This window comes from Hydrogenovibrio sp. 3SP14C1 (assembly GCF_029625905.1).
GTDB lineage: Bacteria > Pseudomonadota > Gammaproteobacteria > Thiomicrospirales > Thiomicrospiraceae > Hydrogenovibrio.
This window is the reverse complement of the sequence record NZ_JARTLM010000007.1, coordinates 41,016-59,768: the sequence shown is the minus strand read 5'-3', so window position 1 is coordinate 59,768 and position 18,753 is coordinate 41,016. Positions and strand designations below refer to the sequence as shown.

The following is an 18,753-nucleotide window of genomic DNA, read 5'->3' as shown; positions in this document are numbered from 1 at the left end:
CAACGGAGTCTTCATGGCGATTTTTTCGATTTACCTTTTTCCTGTTTGGGTGTTGATTTTTTCAGCGTATGCGTTGATTTTTCCAGAACCATTGGTAGAGCTGAAATCGTCTATTGTACCGTTGTTAATGGCCGTGATGTTGGGCATGGGCATGACTTTACGTTGGCAAGATTTTGCAGAGGTGTTGCAACGCAAAAGTGCAGTGGCATTGGGTGTTGGGATTCAGTTTGTGGTGATGCCATTGGCCGCGTTGGGATTGGCACAGGTGTTGAACCTGTCTCAAGATTTAACCATCGGCTTGATGTTGGTGGGTGCCACAGCAGGTGGAACGGCCTCTAATGTAATGACATATTTGGTGAAGGGCAATGTGGCGTTGTCAGTGAGTATGACGCTGGTTTCTACCTTATGCGCGATTGTGTTGTTACCCTTTTTGACTTGGTTTTATTTGAATGAAACGGTTTCTGTGCCAGCTTGGGGAATGTTGATGAGTCTGGTTCAGCTGATTTTGTTGCCTATTTCAGTGGGATTGCTACTCAATCATTTTTTCGCCAAACCATTGCAGTTGATTCAGCCAATTTTGCCGGTGTTTTCTATGTTTGCGATTATCTTTATTATCGCAATTGTGGTGGCGTTGAATCATCTTCAGCTTCAAAGCATTGTTTGGATGTTGGCCTTGGCAGTGATTACCCATAATGCGATTGGGTTAATCTCGGGTTATGGCATTAGTAAATTGGTTGGCTTTGATGAAAAAACTGCGCGCACGGTGGCGATTGAAGTGGGGATGCAGAACTCGGGGCTGAGCGTGGCCTTGGCGTTGAAGTACTTTAGCGCGATGAGTGCGTTACCCGGTGCCTTGTTTAGTGTGTGGCACAATATCTCAGGATCGCTCTTGGCGGCTTATTGGCAAAGAAAAGATTTGCAGAAACGAGAGCCATAAACGTATCAAGCAATAAAAACAAAAAACCGCCAGGCCTGGCGGTTTTTTATATTAAGCAATCATTTTCTTAATAGTGGGGCGGTGGCATTTCTTCACTGGGGAGTTTAATGCCTGAATCGGTTTCATTCTTTATTGTCTTTAGAATATCTGACAATAATCGAATCTGTGCTTGCAGTTGCTGAATATCTTGGTGTTGTTTGCCAATCGTCTTATTAAGATGTTCAATTACATCTTCTTGATAGGCAGAACTGACTTCTAAATCGTGTACTTTTTCTGTTAAATCAACGAGTTGTTCTTTTAATGCGTCAACCATTCTAAGACCTCTTTCTGTGCGTTTTGTGCGTGTTCTAATAACACTCGATCCTGTATGGGGGAGGTGAGCTCCAGATGGGTTTCATACAGTTCATCACGGCGGAAGTAATGACACTGAATGCGATCACCCACTTGATGACGTCTTAAGTAATCTTCCAGCCCTTGAATGTTGCTGATTTTAAACCCGTTTAATGCAATGATTTCATCACCGGAAGCTAAGCCTGCTAATTTAGCGGGTTGGTCATTCCAGGCATGGCTGAGTCGAACGGTTTGATGCTCTGTATTGATTAAATTCGCGCCCAGCTGAGGTGGGAACGTTTTATGATCCGTTTTCCCACCCGGATCTTTAACATTGGCGGCGGGGCGCAGTGTGAAATCGATTCCGAATTTAGCGAATAATGCTTCAAAGTGAATGTCTTCTGTGCCGAATAGGTGGCGATCAAAAAAATCGGTTAAATCAATGCCGGAAATTTCTGAGCATAGCGTTTCGATTTCACCTTCTTTGATGCCTTTGCGGGGAACGCCGTAGGTTTGCCACAAAGTCAGCAGAACGTCATCCAACGATTTTTGATTGTGGGTGCCGGCGCGAATGGTTAGGTCTAAGCCTAAAGCCAATAAACTGCCTTTGGTGTAGTAGCTGACAATCGCATTCGGTGCATTTTCATCCTGTTGATAGAACTTGGTCCAAGTCATAAGGCTGGATTCAGCCACTGATTGTTTGAAACGACCAGGCATACGATAGACACGGGTCATTTCTTTGGCCAAACGATCCAGGTAGGTGGCATTGTCTAAAATGCCGGCGCGGTTCAAAATTTGCAGATCATAAAAAGAGGTAATACCTTCAAACCACCAAAGTTGATTGGTGAAAACGGGTTTGTCTAACAGCGGAGCTTGGTAAACCTCTGGTCGAATGCGTTTGACATTCCATGTATGGAAATACTCGTGAGAGCAAAGTTCTAGGAATTGGATATAACCATCAGTAGGTTTTTCATCGCTTAAATAAGGCAAGTCAGATCGGGCGCAAATCAAAGCGGTCGAATCCATATGTTCTAAGCCACCATAATCTTTTTCGGTGACGGTGACTTGAAATAAATATTGCTCAATTGGGTAGGGGTTTCCAAACAAGTTAAGCTCGGTTTCACAGATGCGCGTGAGGTCGTTGATCAGTCGTGTTTTATCTAGACGGTCGATTTCAATACGCCCCGTTAACGCCATGCGATGAGGAATGCCACAGGCGGTAAATTCCAAGCAGTGGAAGTTCCCCATTTCTACCGGGTATTCGATTAAATCCAAATAATCTTTGGCGACATAATCACCATAACCGGATTTATCGGTTTGTTTTTTAGGGAGTGTGGTGGCGACTTGCCAGTTTTCAGTCTGTGCGTGTTCCGACTGTGTTAATTCGACATGACATGGTTTTTCACGCTGACCATCGACTGCTAAAAATACCGAGGTGCCATTAAAGAAAGCATGGGTGGTGTCAAAGTGCGCGCCTCGTACGGAAAGATCCCATGCATAAACCTCATAAGATAGAACAACGGGTTCATTGATGGGTTCCAGTTGCCAGGTTGACTTATCAATCGGGGTTAAGGACAGCGGGGTACCAGAGTCAGTTTTAGCGTGTAAGCCAATAATATGCTTGGAGAAGTCTCGAATTAAATAGCTGCCGGGAATCCAGTTAGGCAAACTGACGGTTTGGCCATTTGGATTGGGTGAAGCGATTTCAAGCGTGACTGTAAATAAATGAGCATTTGGATTGGCTGGGCTAATTCGATACTGAATATCCGGCATTGTGAAGACTGTCCTTTTAAATTAGTAGCAGGTGATTGTAGATCGTATTTGTTTTGATCATTGTATTATAAAGACAAAGTGTTTACTTTTAAGAATCCTGAATGGAAACGATGTGTTAAACATGTCGTGGATGATTTGGACATTAAGTAAGGCAGTTTCTTTTCTAATAAAAGATGCATTGATATTTTTAATTCAGCGCACAATCGAAAGGCTATTCCCTTTATAATATGCCTACATTTTTGAATATTTGTCTTTGTCAGAAAGACGACCAAATTATTTAGGAGATTTTTGTGGTCAAAACTCGCTTTGCTCCCAGCCCAACGGGCTACTTGCACATTGGTGGCGTTCGTACAGCGCTTTTTTCATGGCTTTATGCTAAGCAGAAAAAAGGGGAGTTTACCTTACGTATTGAAGATACGGATATAGAGCGTTCAACTCAGGCATCTGTTAAAGCTATTCTAGACGGGATGGAGTGGTTAGGGCTGGATTATGATAAAGGACCGATTTATCAAACAGAGCGTTTTGATCGTTACAAAGCGGTTATCCAGGATTTAATGGATCGTGACTTGGCTTACTATTGTTATGCCTCTCGTGAAGAGCTTGATGAAATGCGAGAAGCCCAAAAAGCGCGCGGTGAAAAACCACGTTATGACGGACGTTTCCGTAATTTTGAGGGGACACCGCCAGAAGGCGTGAAGCCAGTGATTCGTTTCAAAAACCCAGAAGAGGGGGAAGTGGTCATCGAAGATTTGGTGAAGGGGAATATTACCGTTGCCAATAAAGAGTTGGACGACTTGATCATTGCGCGTTCGGACGGAACGCCTACTTATAACTTGACGGTTGTGGTGGATGATATGGATATGGGGATGACGCATGTTATTCGTGGAGATGACCATATCAACAATACCCCACGCCAAATTAATCTTTATAAAGCATTGGGCGCAGAGCCACCGAAGTTTGCTCATATTCCAATGGTATTAGGTGAAGATGGTAGTCGTTTGTCAAAACGTCATGGCGCTGTTTCGGTTTTACAATATAAAGAAGATGGCTTCTTGCCTGAAGCGCTGCTTAATTACTTGGTTCGTTTAGGCTGGTCTTATAAAGATCAGGAAATTTTTACGATTCAAGAAATGATTGATTTGTTTGACTTGGAATCAGTCAACGCGTCACCTTCGACATTTAATCTGGAAAAGTTGCTTTGGATTAACCAACAACATATTCAGACCACTGATCTTGATAACTTGGTTAACAACTTAAAGCCGTTTATGGGTCATAAGGGGATTGATACTCAGCAGGGACCGGAATTGTCACAGGTTGCTGATTTATTGCGTGAGAGAGCAAAAACCTTAATTGAGATGGCGGATGGCGCGGTTTATTTCTATCAGGACTTTACCGAGTTTGAAGCCGGTGCTGCTAAAAAGCATTTACGCTCTGTAGCTGAAGAGCCATTACGTTTAGTGCAAAAGAAGTTTGCCGAATTGACAGATTGGAAAGCCGAGAAGATTCATGAAGCCATTCACCAGGCTGCTGAAGAGCTAGAAGTTGGTATGGGGAAAGTCGGGATGCCATTACGCGTTGCAATTACAGGAGGAGGGCAGTCTCCATCCATTGATGCGACCGCAGAGCTTATCGGCCAACAGAAGTGTGTGGCACGAATCGATTTGGCTTTACAGGCAATCGAAGCAAGAAAGGCTAACGGGTAATCCTAGGCTTAAGTGGTTAAGTTTTCTTGAAAATTAAAAAGTATGTCACTTTTGATAAAAAATGCTTGACCACTCACGCCAATTCTATATAATACGCGCCATCAGCTCGAGGGGGCTATAGCTCAGCTGGGAGAGCGCAACACTGGCAGTGTTGAGGTCAGCGGTTCGATCCCGCTTAGCTCCACCAGATCTGATTATTTTCCTTAGTTTTAAGACCACTAGGCCGGACTTAAAAAAAGAGCTGAGAAAAATACTGGGAAACCAGAGATACACAAGATTAACACGGTTAATCAACTTTGTGTCCCGTTCGTCTAGAGGCCTAGGACACCGCCCTTTCACGGCGGTAACAGGGGTTCGACTCCCCTACGGGACGCCACTACGCGGGAATAGCTCAGCGGTAGAGCACAACCTTGCCAAGGTTGGGGTCGCGAGTTCGATCCTCGTTTCCCGCTCCATTTTTAAGTGGAATGAATTGTCTACTTCTAGGTCAGTAGGTTAAGCACTTCATTTCACTGCTTGTTGAAATACAGGCACGAATGACAAGTCATTCAAAACTTGTCCCGTTCGTCTAGAGGCCTAGGACACCGCCCTTTCACGGCGGTAACAGGGGTTCGACTCCCCTACGGGACGCCAATTCTAAAGGCTCGTTTATCATTCGGTAAACGGGCTTTTTTTATGTCTGAATTTTTTCCAGCTTCTTCTCTTTTTTTCAAAATAACGTTTCGTTCCAAGCGCCAAATCAATCGGGTGTGCTTTTTGCTTTATTGTTGTCATAAAGGTTTAAATTAATTAAAAAAATTGGGTTTAAGCTATCATTTTAATCTTGGATTATTAAAATGAAGTGAACGTCTTTTTGCGTATTTACTTGGGGGTGTTATGTCTAAAGCAGATATAGGGTTAGTAGGATTGGCGGTAATGGGGCAGAACTTGGTGTTGAACATGGCTGACCATGGTTACCACGTTTGTGTTTACAACCGTTCAAAAGAGAAAACAGATGACTTTATTCATAATCGGGTAGAAGGGCGTTCCATTTCCGGAGCTGGGACGCTTGAAGAGCTTGTTGGTTGCCTGAAAGCCCCTAGGAAGGTGATGTTGATGGTTAAGGCTGGTGACGTCGTTGATTATTTTATTGATCAATTAGTGCCTTTACTGGACAAGGGCGACATGATTATCGATGGCGGAAATTCGCTTTATACTGATTCAACCCGACGTACACAAGCATTGAAAGAAAAGGGCATTTTATTCGTTGGAACGGGGGTGTCTGGCGGAGAAGAGGGCGCGCGAACAGGACCCTCGATTATGCCTGGTGGTAACCCGGATGCATGGGCATCTGTTAAACCTATTTTTCAAGACATTTCAGCTAAATCTGATAATGCACCATGTTGTGACTGGGTGGGTCCAGAAGGTGCAGGACACTATGTCAAAATGGTGCATAACGGAATCGAGTATGGCGACATGCAGCTCATTACGGAAGCGTATCAGTTAATGAGAGAAGGGTTGGGATTATCCGCTGATGAGTGTCACCAGGTTTTTTCTGAGTGGAATAAAGGGGTATTAGATTCTTACCTCATTGAGATCACGGCCGACATCTTAAGTTTTAAAGATAAGGACGGCGAGCCGTTAGTCGATAAGATTTTAGATGCCGCAGGACAAAAAGGAACCGGGAAATGGACAGGTATTAGTTCGCTCGAGCTGGGGATGCCATTAACCTTAATCACTGAGTCGGTTTATGCCCGTTGTTTGTCGGCGTTAAAAGCCGAACGTGTAGCCGCTTCAAAATTGTATCCAAGAAAACAACCGGCATCTCAAGCAGATAGAACTGTCATGCTGCAAGCTATTCACGATGCGTTATATGCCTCTAAAATCATTTCCTATGCCCAAGGCTATATGTTGATGTCTGAAGCTGCCAAAGAGTTCGATTGGGAGCTTAATTATGGTGGAATCGCTTTAATGTGGCGTGGTGGTTGTATTATTCGCAGTACCTTTCTAGCCGAGATTAAAAAAGCCTATGATGACTCGCCAGAAATTTCTAATTTGTTAAGAGCGCCTTTCTTTGAAAAAGCCATAAAACATTCGGAAAGCAATTGGCGAAAAGCGGTAATTTTTGGTATCGAAAATCAAATTCCAACCCCAGCGCTCAGTTCTGCATTGGCTTTCTTTGATGGTTATCGGAGTGAACGAGTGCCTGCTAATTTATTACAAGCTCAACGTGACTATTTTGGCGCGCATACTTATGAAAGAGTCGATGCTCCAAGAGGAGAGTACTTTCATACCGACTGGATTCAGTCAGGTGGAAATGTGAGTTCAAGTACATACGAGGTGTAATGATGTCTGAAGCATGCACATATGTTGTTTTTGGCGCGACGGGTAATTTGTCTCTGACAAAATTAATGCCGAGTTTTTATCATCTTGAACAAATTGATCGTCTCGCGGATGGTGTGAAAATCCTAGCGATTGGGCGGCGTCAATGGGATAAAGCCAAGTGGATTGAAGTGGTTAAAGAAGCGATTGAACCCAAAGCACGTGGCGGGCTGGATCCTGAAATATTTCAACGCTTCTGTGAGCGTTTGGATTATTGTGTAATGGATATTGATCAGGGGGATGCCTATCAAGCCATGTATGACAAAATCTTATCTTCAGGTTGGTCAAACAATATTGCTTATTATTTATCCTTGGGACCGGGAAGTTTTGCCAACGTGGTTCGAAATTTAGGCGAAGCGGGCATGTTGAAAGAAAGCAATGGGTGGAAGCGTGTAGTTTTGGAAAAACCGTTTGGGTTTGATTTAGACAGTGCTAAGCAGCTTCAAGCACAATTGAATAAGTATCTTAAAGAAGAACAAACTTATCGTATTGACCATTACCTGGGTAAAGGGATGGTGCAGAATATTATGGTATTCCGTTTTGCCAACCTATTGATGGAGCCTTTATGGAATCGTAATTTCATCGACCACATTCAGATCACGCATGCGGAAGATAAACCGATAGGAACCCGTGCGGGCTATTATGACAGCAGTGGTGCCATGCGAGATATGATTCAAAGTCATTTGCTACAGCTAATGGCGTTGGTGGCAATGGAACCGCCCGCATCAATGGATGCGGAAGATTTGCGTAATGAAAAAGTAAAATTATTGAAATCGATTCGACCGATTGCCAAAAAGAATGTCAAAGCGCAGTCTTACCGAGCGCAATATACCGCTGGAGAAATAAATGGTGAGCCTGTTCCTGCCTACCTGGATGAACCGGGGATGGCACCAGACAGTGTGACAGAAACTTATGCGGCGTTAAAATTGTATGTCGATAATTGGCGTTGGGCAGGGGTTCCATTTTACATCCAGACGGGTAAAAACATGCCTAAAAACAAGACGATGGTTTCGATTTGTTTTAAACATTCTCCGAAACAGTTCTTTAGAGAATCTCAGGTGAAAAAGATGCAGCCGAACTGGATTATCTTCGGTATTCAGCCAGATGAATCCATCAAGGTTGAGATGATGGCAAAACAACCAGGCCTGGAGATGAATACCCAACAAATCAGCTTGGACGCCTCGATGCGACCCGCAGGAATTGATTCAAATGATGCGTATGAAGAATTATTGTTGGATGTGATCAAAGGTGACCGATCTTTATTCCTTCGTTATGATGAGGTTAAAGCGGCTTGGAAAGTTGTGGATCCTGTGATTGAAACTTGGGGAATGGAGACGGCTTATATCGATACTTATCGGTCTGGTACTTGGGGGCCAGAGGGCGCGAATAAGCTGTTTGATCATCCTGATGAGCAAGGGTGGCGCTATCATGTTCACCCTGAGGTGGATTGATGCAGAAACTACCTGACAATTGGACTGTATTTGACACTGCAGAGCAAGTTGCGCAAACTTTAGCAAATACGTTACTTGAATTGGCGGAAGAGGCCATTGCGACACGCGGTGAGTTTTTGCTGGTGACAGCAGGTGGGACGACCCCACAACGTTGTTATGAGATTTTATCCACTAAAGATGCCGATTGGAAAAACTGGCATATTTATATGGGTGATGAACGTTGTTTGCCAGCAGAAGATGCAGAGCGTAATAGTGTTAGCTTAAAGCAGGCCTGGCTGTTTTTTGGCAAGATTCCATCGGGTCATATTCATTTTATCCCTGCGGAGTTGGGCGCTGAATTAGCCGCCACGTCTTATCAAAAAATGCTTGCCGAAGTTAAACGCTTTGATGTGGTGTTACTGGGAATGGGGGAAGATGGTCATACCGCCAGTTTATTTCCAAGGCATGTCTACCCGGGTGGCAAAGCAGTTGTCATTGAACATGATTCACCTAAACCACCTGCTGAAAGGGTGAGTTTGTCTTTTCAGGCGTTGAGTCAAAGCCGTTATGTTTTTAAATTGATTACCGGAAAAAATAAGCGTGATGCTGTTCAGCAGTGGCTTTCTGGGGAGTCGTTACCCATTCAAAGGATAACGGGTGAACAGACCCAGGTTTGGATCGATCATTCAGCTTTATAATCGTATTAAGGTGAAAAGCTATTTAATTTTAACCAGGCCTGTTACATCCTAAAAGATAAAGTTGTTTAATGAACTGGTGACGATTCTTGTTGTGTGGTCGTTTGTTTATTTAAATAAACAGAAGTCGAGACCACGTTTTGAATTTGCTCAAGTTGATCGAGTAATTCACCCATATTGGTATGCGGTTCTACATCAACGTCTAAAGTCATGGAAACACTTCCATCGGATTTATCTGTGCGCGTGTCAGAGTTATTAACGTTAATATCCCATTGCGCTAATTCCATCATGATATCTCTTAACAAGCCTTTTCGATCAAACGCTAGAATTTGTATGGTTGCTTCATGGGTGGTCTCTTGTGGTGTTGCGCTATACCACGCCACTTCAATTAAGCGTTTTTGCTCTTCAAAGGTGAGATTAAGAATATTGGCACAATCTTTTTTGTGAATGGTTACACCTCGTCCACGCGTGACATAACCGACAATCTGATCATTTTCAGTGGGGTCACAACATGGCGCAATAGTGGTTTTTAGGCGAGGTGCACCAATGACAAATGCTTTGCCTGGCTCCGCTTGATCTTCAGGCGGGAAAGAAGAAGGGCGGGCTGGTTTTTCACTGGATTCTGGTTTAATTAATTTTTGAATGGCATTCGTCAACTGACGTTCGTTGATTTGTCCTTTCCCAAGCGCTTCATAAAATTCATCCAGATGGTCGTATTTAAAACGATCAGCCACTTCCTGAGCTGAAATATTTTCACCGTGAAGGCGTCGCGCTTCTTTATTAAAGAGAGCTTCTCCCGATTCGGTATTGGCTTCTTTGTTTTGTTGGTTGAACCAGTGACGAACTTTGGCGCGCGATCGACTGCTTCCAAGGTAATGTAAGTTTGGATTTAGCCAGTTTCGGTTTGGGGTGCCGCCTTTAACGGATAATATTTCGACCGTGTCGCCCGTGTTCAACTGGTAGGTCAGAGGCATGATTTTGCCATTGATTTTGGCACCACGGCACCGATGACCCAATTCGGAATGGATTTGGTAAGCAAAGTCGAGCGGGGTAGCGCCTTTGCTCACGGTAATGATTTCATTTTTAGGGGTCATGACATAAATATGTTCACTCAGCAATTCTGTGCTGATTTCATTCAATAAGTCAGGATTGTCATTATATTCAAGCATTTGGCGAACTAAGTTAATACTTTGTTCAAGGGCGGGGTCAATGCTTTTGCCACCTTCTTTATAGCGCCAGTGTGCCGCGACACCGAATTCTGCATGTCGATGCATTTCATGTGTTCGTATCTGAATTTCAACGGTTTTGTTTTCTGAACCAACAATGACAGTATGAATAGATTGATAGCCATTTTCTTTGGGGTTGGCGATATAGTCATCAAATTCATCTTTGATATAGGGCCATCGGCTGTGAATCATACCGAGTACTTCATAGCATTGTTGGACGTTCTCAACGTAAATCCGAATGGCTCTCAAATCGAAGAGTTCATCGATGGGCACATTCTTACGAGTCATTTTTTTCCAGATACTGTAAATATGCTTGGGACGACCTGAAATATGATGTTCGATTCCGCTGTCTTTAAGCATCTCTTCTAGAGATTGAATAATTCCTTGGATATATGCTTCTCGTCCTTCCCGTTTGGCATCAAGTTGACGGGCGACGTCTTTGTATGTGTCTGGTTGCAAGAAACGGAAAGACAGATCTTCCAGCTCCCACTTTAGCTGTGCGATCCCTAGGCGATTGGCCAAGGGTGCGAAAATAAGTTGGGTTTCCGAAGCTATTTGTTGGCGAATGGCTTCAGGCTCATTTTTTAAGTTTCGTAAGCGCGCCACACGGAAAGCAAGCTTTACAATCATAATCCGAATGTCAGACGTCATGGCCAATAACATTTGGCGCAAACGTTCGGTTTGCACTTCATTAGAGGTGGTTGCCGGATGAAATTCCTTGAAGTGATTTAAGCGTCTAACCCCTGTGACCATTTGAGTGATATGTTCACCAAACACTTCGGATATTTTTTCGATAGGGTAACGAAGCTCTAATGCCATGTCACTGACAAGTGTTGCAATCAGAGTGTCGCGGTCCAGGTTTAAGTCAGAAAGGATAATCGCGGCATCAACACTTCTAACCAATCCCCGGTGTTTTTCTTGACCTGCTTCAATAGCCATTTGACAGGCCTGAAAGGCTAGCGGGTCGGTTTCATCCGTTTTGAAAATTGTTTGATATAGTGTCTGAGCGGAGTCCATCTTAAAACCTTGTTTTCTGTTAGAGAAGATTTTAAGCCAAAATCATCCTAAATGCAGAATGAATACGTAAAATCGGCCGTATAATTTTTCTTTTCCAAGCATAGCAAGAATCAGTTTTTCTTGGTTTCTAGCACTAGGGAACCAATTTTCCAACCTGTTTCTATTTTTATGTGCGAATCTTCAGCAAAAATATAAAACTCTTCCTTTGGCGATATCGCAAAAAGTGGGATTGCTTTATCTTGCCAGTGTTCTTGATAATCTTTAAATGAAAAGTTGTTTGTAATATTGGTTACCCTAACTTCTGCTCCTTGATTGATAAGGTTAGACAGTTTTGGCCAAGTCACATTGTCACCAAATAGTACTCTAGGATTCAGATTGGTGCTGAGGCTCTTTTCTTCTGATATTTCGGAAGCGGGGACGGTGCTCAGTGCATAAATGTTTTCCGGTCCAAAATCGGATCTAAAGTGGGTGTAGTACAAAGGATGTAACTCCGATTTAAAGTCCATTAACAGCATGACTTTATAAGGGTTGATATCAAGATACAGCTCAGCTTTTTTGCTAAGAAGGTCGCCATAATACGTTTTAATGCCGTGCATTTTTGTTTCTTTATCCGCCGTTCGGCTCTGTGTGGCAATCATCACTTCAAGTCCTTGATCTTTTAAAGCTTGCGCAACGGCAATCGATACTTTATTTGCACCAACAATGAGTGCCCCTTGCGTATCAATATGAGAGAGTTTGAGCTTTCGGGCAACGAGACCCGCGCTCAAAGATTGGAACAACACCGTTCCCATAATCATAATGAAGACTAACGGTAAAATGGTCTCCGCCCCGGGAATACCATTGTCTTCCAGGCGAATAGCAAACAAAGCGGAAATCGCTGCTGCAACAATCCCGCGAGGCGAAATCCACGAAAGTAATATCAATTCATTCAATTTCAGCTCTTTACCTCCAATGGTGGAAATAAAAACGGATAAAGGGCGCGCAATAAACTGGGCAACCACCAGCAATAAAAGGGCAGACCAGCTTAATGAGAATAAGAGCTCAAAATCCATTCGAGCTGCCAGCACGATAAACAGTAATGAAATCAGTAAAACTGTCAAATGCTCTTTGAAGTCCAGAATAGAGTGCATGCTAACGTCTTTTTGGTTGGCCAAATAAACGCCCATGACGGTAACCGCAACAAGACCAGATTCATGAGATATCTGGTTGGAAACTGTGAACATCAATAAAACCACGGTTAAACTGAAAAAGTTAGTGAGATAGTTTGGAATCCAATGGTTTTTTAGACATTTTGCAAGAATCCAGCCGCCTAAAAACCCTAGAAAAGACCCTATTCCAATCAGCTGGATAAAGGTTAGCAAGATATCTGCATGATTCTTAGATGAGACAATATAGACATAGACCAGAATGGCTAACATTGCTCCGATTGGGTCGATAATAATCCCTTCCCAGCGTAATACGCTGCCAACTCGTTCGGTAATCTTCATCGAACGAAGCATTGGCATAATGACTGTGGGACCAGTTACTGTGACAATGGCGCCAAATAGGAATGCAATCGGCCAATCCAGTGCGGCAAGATAATGGGCGCCAATGGCCATCACCATCCAAGTGATTAAAACCCCTAATGTGGTTAAGTTTCGAATGTAATACTTAACCCCTTTTATTTCCGAAAATCGCAGTGTTAAACTGCCTTCAAATAGAATGATCGCTACCCCGAGTGAGACAAAGGGAAATAAAAGATCTCCTAATAGGACGTCAGGGTTAAGCCAGTCTAATACGGGGCCTAAAAGAATGCCGACCAGAAGTAAAAAAATGATCGCAGGCAAACGTAGTTTCCAGCCAAGCCACTGTGACAGCATGCCTAGAAGAACTAATAAAGTCAGTTGTAAGGGGATCGAAAGAAGTTCAAACACAGGTAGCCCTTAATTAGTCATTGAAAAGATATAATACCTTTTAATAAAACACCTTACTAGTGACAGTTCACGTTATAATTTACGATTATTTAACCGCTCAAAAGAGCTTTGCAAAGCAATAAATCTCGGCTAGATGAGGCCGAGTTAAACTAAAAAGTAGATGAATGCCGCTTAAAAACTCTTTATCAACCGCTAAAAAAACAATCTCAAGTGCCTCGCAATTTAGTGTTGCACCGATGCTGGATTGGACCGATCGGCATTGCCGAGTTTTCCATCGCCAGTTGACCCAGCATGCTTGGTTATACAGTGAAATGGTGACAACCGGCGCGATTATTTATGGCAATAACCTAGAACGATTTTTAGGGCATTCCGAAATTGACAGCCCAGTGGTTTTACAGCTTGGGGGCTCTAATCCGGAAGAGCTGGCGCAGTGCGCCAAACTTGGAGAAGAGTGGGGCTACTCGGAAATTAATTTGAATGTAGGGTGTCCCTCTGATCGGGTTCAAAACAATATGATTGGGGCTTGTTTAATGGCGCACCCCAAAATTGTTGCAGATGCCGTCAGTGCTATGAAAGCGGTTGTTCAAAGCATTCCTGTCACAGTTAAAAGCCGAATCGGAATTGATGATCAAGAAGATTTTGCAACCTTGGTAGAATTTGTGTCAGCCATCCAGGAAGCAGGGGTGGATGGTGTGATTATTCATGCGCGTAAAGCATGGTTGCAAGGCTTGTCACCGAAACAAAATCGCGAAGTGCCGCCTTTGAGGTATGATTGGGTACGTCAAATTAAAGCACATTTTCCTGATTTGGAAATCGCTGTTAATGGAGGCATCCAAACACCGGAAGCAGGATTAAGTTTTTTAAAAGAGTTCAGTATTGATGAACAGAACTTGCCTGCAGTTGACGGTGTTATGTTAGGACGTGCAGTGTACGAAAAACCTTATTTATTGACGAAAGTCGACGCTCTTTATTATGATGATAGTTCGCCAGTCAATAATCGAGAAGCTGTTTTGGAAGCTATGTACCCGTATATTGAAAACCATTTATCTCAAGGTGGTAAGTTAAATCATATCAGCCGTCATATGCTTGGCTTGTTTGCTGGGCTACCTGGCGGGCGGATGTGGCGTCGATATATCTCCGAGAATGCTTTCAAGGCAGGTGCGGGGATTGAAGTGTTGCAAGAGGCTTATCAACGCGTCGCGAATGAGATTCAACGAATGGAAGAGCAGAATCGATGATTTTACTGGACGTTCCTTTTTCTGAAAAAGAAGCGGCTAAATCATTAGGGGCGCGCTGGAACCCTTTGGAAAAAAAATGGTATGTGCCAGATGAGTTGGAAAAGGATTTAACGCCTTTTCAAAAGTGGCTACCGCTGGAGCAGGTCACTCAAACGGCATTGTCGCCAGGAGCGGTGCCCGCCAACGAAAAAGAAAAAGGGATAACGCTGTCTCAACTGATGGGGAAAGTCCAAGGCGCGCTGCGACAATCTTTTCCCGGCGCAGTTTGGGTAAAAGCCGAAGTGGCGAATTTAAATGAGAGCCGCGGCCATGTTTACCTGGAACTTTCCGAAACGGCTGAATCGGGTCAACCCATTGCCACTTGTCGAGCCATGATCTGGCAAAGACAGGTAACGCGTTTATTGGAACGTTTTGCATTAGAGACCGGATCTGAGCTAAAGCTTGGTCAGAAAATCTTATTATTAGCAGAAGTTAATTTTCATGAGAAGTTTGGCTTTTCTTTGGTTGTTCAAGACATTGACCCCAGTTTTACGCTCGGCGAGTTGGAAGCGAATTTAAATAAAATTCGTCAGCAATTAATTGTAGAAAAGCTTTATGACTTAAATAAGGCCTATCCCTTTCCAGAAGATTTTTTTCGAGTGGCCGTTATTGCGCCACCAAATGCGGCAGGCCTGGGAGATTTTCGCGCGGATGCCGACTTGCTACAGACCGCGAATCTATGCGAATTCAAATATTTTTATACGGCGTTTCAAGGGGATCGGGTTGAAGCAGAAATGCTGTCTGCATTCGAAGCCTTTAATGGATTGCATTCAGCCAATCCATTTGATGCGCTTATCATTATTCGCGGTGGTGGGGCGAAGCTGGATTTAAACCCGCTCAATGTATATAGTTTGGCAAAACAAATTGCACAAACTTCTGTTCCGGTGCTGACGGGCATTGGTCATGAACGCGATAATACGTTGTTAGATGAAGTGGCTTCAACGCGTTTTGATACGCCAAGTAAAGTGATTGCCGGGATTCGTCATGCCATTTTTAATCGCGCTCAGAAAGCACAGCAGCATTGGCTTTTGATCGAACGTGCCAGTCAACTGTATGTACAAAAACAAAAGCAACGTTTAGCGGATTTGGAAAAGACGGTGCAACAGCAGAGTTTAACGATTACCGATAAATTAAAGCGTGTTTTAGCGCCGTTGAACTATCAAATACAACGCCAGAGTTTTAGTTTATTACAAACTAAAAAACATCAGTTGTCACAACTTAATCAAGAAGTTCATTACCAGGTAAATGGTGCATTAAAGTTACAAAAACAACAGCTTAAACAGATTGAGCAGCTGGTAATAACTGCGCCATATACATGCCTAGAACAGGCAAAAAACAAGAATAAACAATGGATTGGATTCATTCTAAGTTCTGGCCCGAAAACGCAGCTTAATCGCGGGTTTGCGATTATCAAAGATAAGCAGGGCACACCGATTAAGACTGCTCAGCGAGCACGTCAGCAATCCCAAATTGATATAACCTTTAGTGATGGCATCGTTCAAGCCATTCCCATCGACGAAACATAACATAGGATTCTAGGATTATGGCAAAAGCAAATAATGCAGAAAGTTATCAGCAAAACTATGCAAAATTACAGGAAATAGCACAAAAACTCTCTCATTCGGAAGAAATCGATATTGATGAGTTGGTGCCGATGGTGGATGAGGCGACAAGAGCGTATCAGGTATGTCAGTCTCGAATTGAGGCAGTTGAAGCCGCGCTGAATAAGCGTTTGGATCAAGATTCGGATGATGAAAAATTACCTGAAGATGTTGAATAGAATTTAAAGGTTTAATATGAAACAAGCCACGATTTATCATAATCCTCGTTGTTCTAAGAGTCGACAAACTTTTCAGATTTTGGAAGATAATCATTTAGCCATTAATGAAGTTCGTTATCTAGAAACGCCACCCAGTATTGAAGAACTGGATGCGTTGTGTGAAGCGATGAATATCGAGCCACAGGAATTGATTCGAACAGGTGAGCCTTTATTTAAAGAACTTGGATTGTCTGTGAGTGATGAAAGATCGCGAATGGGATGGTTAACTATTATGGTCGAAAATCCAAAGTTAATTGAAAGACCGATTGTTAAAGTCGGAGATCAGGTGGTGATCGGAAGACCGCCAGAAAAAGTATTAACCATTTTGTAATTTTGGCATCCAAAACATTTTTTACTTTATCTAAGCAATCAATAATGACCAGGCCTAGTCATTATTTCATTACGACAAATCTAACTCCTTTATTCGCAACTAATTGATTTTGAAAGTAGAAGAGCATTGTTTTATGTGTTTATTTGATAAATATTGAATTTAACATAATATACATTATGCGAAGTTGAGAAAGATTATTTTCGGCTTGTTTCGTCAGTTAATTGACGTATTTTCGTGGAATGGTTCGCGCTTTGCTTTAGCCTTTTAACACTAAGGCTGGAAATAATGACGTTCCAAAATGAATACCTCGATAAATTTAAACATAATCAATACCACACCTACCTAAAAGAATTACGCCTTTATGCTGGAATAAGCCGGAAAGAATTATCGAACCTTTCCGGCATTTCTGTTTACACCATCCGGCGTTATGAATCTAACTGGCATTCATCAACACAACCCCCTGAATACTACGAAATGCTTTTAAGGTTTTTATGCGGTGATTTGTCCTATTTCGGCCATTACTGGACTAACTGCCGTATTCATCCACATGACCACAAAATGATTAACCCTTACACACCACACGCCCGAATGAGTCCATCAGATATGCACGTACAATATTCACGAATTTATAACGAATCACAAAGAGAATTAAACGAACTTAGGAAAGAAATTGAAGCGATCAAGGCGCATAATTTGGCTTTGAAAGCTGATAACGAGTTATTACACGTACAACTTGAACGCTTAAAACATGAGAATGAACGATTACACCATCATAAAAACAGCGTTAAAACTGGAAAGGTTGTTCCGATATTTGGGAAAAAAGCCTAGTAGGACCAGACACAAAAAACGCCCAGGCCTGGGCGTTTTTTATCTCGATCAGTCACATCTTTTTTCTGCAGCATCGTCACATTTACTTCTTAGCTTTGACAATTCCGCCGCCTTTTTTCCATCGATAGCCCTTTTTAAGCTTTCCGTTTTTCTTTGTTGCTTCTTTCTTACTTGCCACTGTCTTTCCCCTTTGATTCTAAAATAGCCATTCTTTTATCCATTAAAGTCACCAGCTTTGCCGTGTCGACCAGTAACTCTTTTTGCTCATTTAATCGCCATTGATGAAACTTTAAATGCGCCCATACTGCGCCGTAACTACTAGCGAAACTGACCCCGCCCGTTAAAACATACGGGATAATTTCGGTTGTCTCTGTCATGGCTTAGTCGTCAAACTCTACTGCATCACTCGCAAACTGGCTCGCCACCTCTGCAAGCGGTGCGCTTACTTCCGGCGGAATCCCAACGGACACCGTACCACCGACAATTACGCCAAAAACAATCCATGCAAACCAACTTTTCTTTTTCTTTTGCTCTTTCACGATAATGCCCCCCATAGGTTCGTGTAATCGTCATTTTTAGCCACCGGAGGCGGCACAATCTGACGGTTTCTTAAAAATGTTGTGATACCGACAACCAGAACGCCGACCACCACGCCTGCAATGATTTGTTGCCCCATCTGTTGATAATTCATGCCACTGCATCCATTCCGGCGGTCAGGCCGCGCATTAGGTCGTAATCTGCAATTGTTAGCCCGTTTTCATGGTAGATAATTGCCCCGACAATATCGCGCAAATATGGTTCAAGTTGTGGCAATGGCACATCAGGATTGACCCCGGCTTTTTCCGCAACGTGATTGACATAAGAATCCGTTTGATTTTCTACTGGCGGCGCGTATCTGTTGATCATGCCGCGCACGGTTTTAATGCCGTGCCGATAGTAGTAATTTGAGATAAGGATTGTTAGGGCTCGCACGCCGTTTTCCATTTTATCGAACTTTACGAAACGCCCGTCGTCACCAATTTTGCCATTCCAGTTAATGGCATTGGCTTCAATGTTTCCGGGGTTGTTGTTTCTGATTCCTCGCGGTAATCTCATTTTATAAATCACTCCTAT

General features: G+C 43.0%; 18 protein-coding genes and 4 tRNA genes. 14 read left to right on the top strand and 8 right to left on the bottom strand.

What is annotated here, in order from left to right:
- The first annotated feature begins 13 nt into the window (after positions 1-13).
- Positions 14-937, top strand: coding sequence for a bile acid:sodium symporter family protein (locus tag P8629_RS07145; RefSeq protein ID WP_278165440.1), 924 nt, complete (start codon positions 14-16; stop codon positions 935-937).
- Positions 938-1,004: 67 nt separating this feature from the next.
- Here P8629_RS07145 and P8629_RS07140 read toward each other — a convergent pair whose 3' ends face one another.
- On the bottom strand, positions 1,005-1,250 hold the full coding sequence (locus P8629_RS07140; RefSeq protein WP_278165439.1) for a SlyX family protein: 246 nt from the start codon (positions 1,248-1,250) through the stop codon (positions 1,005-1,007).
- A complete protein-coding gene (locus P8629_RS07135) occupies positions 1,235-3,040 on the bottom strand; it encodes a M61 family metallopeptidase (protein ID WP_278165438.1) in 1,806 nt (601 codons plus the stop codon). Before P8629_RS07135 ends, P8629_RS07140 begins: the two co-directional genes overlap by 16 nt.
- 290 nt (positions 3,041-3,330) lie before the next feature.
- Here P8629_RS07135 and gltX point away from each other — a divergent pair, with 290 nt between their 5' ends.
- From gltX to pgl, 8 genes are all read left to right on the top strand, one after another.
- Positions 3,331-4,743 carry a glutamate--tRNA ligase gene (gene gltX, locus P8629_RS07130; RefSeq protein WP_278165437.1) on the top strand — a complete coding sequence of 471 codons (1,413 nt, stop codon included), beginning with the start codon at positions 3,331-3,333 and terminating at the stop codon, positions 4,741-4,743.
- A 111-nt stretch (positions 4,744-4,854) separates the two neighbouring features.
- Positions 4,855-4,930: transfer RNA gene (locus tag P8629_RS07125), tRNA-Ala, on the top strand.
- Between the two features lie 113 nt (positions 4,931-5,043).
- Positions 5,044-5,119: transfer RNA gene (locus P8629_RS07120), tRNA-Glu, on the top strand.
- Between the two features lie 4 nt (positions 5,120-5,123).
- Positions 5,124-5,198, top strand: a tRNA-Gly gene (locus P8629_RS07115).
- A 102-nt stretch (positions 5,199-5,300) separates the two neighbouring features.
- A tRNA-Glu gene (locus P8629_RS07110) sits at positions 5,301-5,376 on the top strand.
- Between the two features lie 243 nt (positions 5,377-5,619).
- Complete coding sequence (gene gnd, locus P8629_RS07105; protein ID WP_278165436.1) at positions 5,620-7,068, top strand: decarboxylating NADP(+)-dependent phosphogluconate dehydrogenase; 1,449 nt, start codon at positions 5,620-5,622, stop codon at positions 7,066-7,068.
- Between the two features lie 2 nt (positions 7,069-7,070).
- Positions 7,071-8,555 carry a glucose-6-phosphate dehydrogenase gene (zwf, locus tag P8629_RS07100; protein ID WP_278165435.1) on the top strand — a complete coding sequence of 495 codons (1,485 nt, stop codon included), beginning with the start codon at positions 7,071-7,073 and terminating at the stop codon, positions 8,553-8,555.
- On the top strand, positions 8,555-9,232 hold the full coding sequence (gene pgl, locus P8629_RS07095) for a 6-phosphogluconolactonase (protein ID WP_278165434.1): 678 nt from the start codon (positions 8,555-8,557) through the stop codon (positions 9,230-9,232). The genes zwf and pgl overlap by 1 nt, the downstream gene beginning before the upstream one ends.
- Positions 9,233-9,297: 65 nt before the next feature.
- Here pgl and P8629_RS07090 read toward each other — a convergent pair whose 3' ends face one another.
- Together P8629_RS07090 and P8629_RS07085 are read right to left on the bottom strand one after the other, a co-directional pair.
- Positions 9,298-11,472, bottom strand: coding sequence for a RelA/SpoT family protein (locus tag P8629_RS07090; protein WP_278165433.1), 2,175 nt, complete (start codon positions 11,470-11,472; stop codon positions 9,298-9,300).
- A 110-nt stretch (positions 11,473-11,582) separates the two neighbouring features.
- Positions 11,583-13,385: a cation:proton antiporter gene (locus P8629_RS07085; protein ID WP_278165432.1), complete on the bottom strand. Its 1,803-nt coding sequence runs from the start codon at positions 13,383-13,385 to the stop codon at positions 11,583-11,585.
- Positions 13,386-13,549: 164 nt separating this feature from the next.
- Between P8629_RS07085 and dusA the strand changes: the two genes are divergently transcribed.
- The 5 genes from dusA (at position 13,550) to P8629_RS07060 (ending at position 17,640) form a co-directional block, all read left to right on the top strand.
- Complete coding sequence (gene dusA, locus P8629_RS07080; protein WP_278165431.1) at positions 13,550-14,623, top strand: tRNA dihydrouridine(20/20a) synthase DusA; 1,074 nt, start codon at positions 13,550-13,552, stop codon at positions 14,621-14,623.
- Positions 14,620-16,188, top strand: coding sequence for an exodeoxyribonuclease VII large subunit (gene xseA, locus P8629_RS07075; protein ID WP_278165430.1), 1,569 nt, complete (start codon positions 14,620-14,622; stop codon positions 16,186-16,188). The genes dusA and xseA overlap by 4 nt, the downstream gene beginning before the upstream one ends.
- A gap of 17 nt (positions 16,189-16,205) precedes the next feature.
- A complete protein-coding gene (gene xseB / locus P8629_RS07070; protein ID WP_278165429.1) occupies positions 16,206-16,442 on the top strand; it encodes an exodeoxyribonuclease VII small subunit in 237 nt (78 codons plus the stop codon).
- Positions 16,443-16,458: 16 nt separating this feature from the next.
- A complete protein-coding gene (arsC, locus tag P8629_RS07065; protein WP_278165428.1) occupies positions 16,459-16,812 on the top strand; it encodes an arsenate reductase (glutaredoxin) in 354 nt (117 codons plus the stop codon).
- A 285-nt stretch (positions 16,813-17,097) separates the two neighbouring features.
- Positions 17,098-17,640 carry a helix-turn-helix domain-containing protein gene (locus P8629_RS07060; protein WP_278165427.1) on the top strand — a complete coding sequence of 181 codons (543 nt, stop codon included), beginning with the start codon at positions 17,098-17,100 and terminating at the stop codon, positions 17,638-17,640.
- Positions 17,641-17,807: 167 nt separating this feature from the next.
- On the opposite strand, the gene P8629_RS07055 is transcribed toward P8629_RS07060, so the two are convergent.
- The 4 genes from P8629_RS07055 to P8629_RS07040 are packed head-to-tail and all read right to left on the bottom strand — an operon-like array spanning position 17,808 to position 18,735.
- A complete protein-coding gene (locus P8629_RS07055) occupies positions 17,808-18,017 on the bottom strand; it encodes a hypothetical protein (RefSeq protein ID WP_278165426.1) in 210 nt (69 codons plus the stop codon).
- Between the two features lie 3 nt (positions 18,018-18,020).
- Positions 18,021-18,194, bottom strand: a complete 174-nt coding sequence (locus tag P8629_RS07050; RefSeq protein ID WP_278165425.1) for a hypothetical protein — start codon at positions 18,192-18,194, stop codon at positions 18,021-18,023.
- A complete protein-coding gene (locus P8629_RS07045) occupies positions 18,176-18,331 on the bottom strand; it encodes a hypothetical protein (protein ID WP_278165424.1) in 156 nt (51 codons plus the stop codon). Before P8629_RS07045 ends, P8629_RS07050 begins: the two co-directional genes overlap by 19 nt.
- A complete protein-coding gene (locus tag P8629_RS07040; protein WP_278165423.1) occupies positions 18,328-18,735 on the bottom strand; it encodes a hypothetical protein in 408 nt (135 codons plus the stop codon). Before P8629_RS07040 ends, P8629_RS07045 begins: the two co-directional genes overlap by 4 nt.
- Between the last annotated feature and the right edge of the window lie 18 nt (positions 18,736-18,753).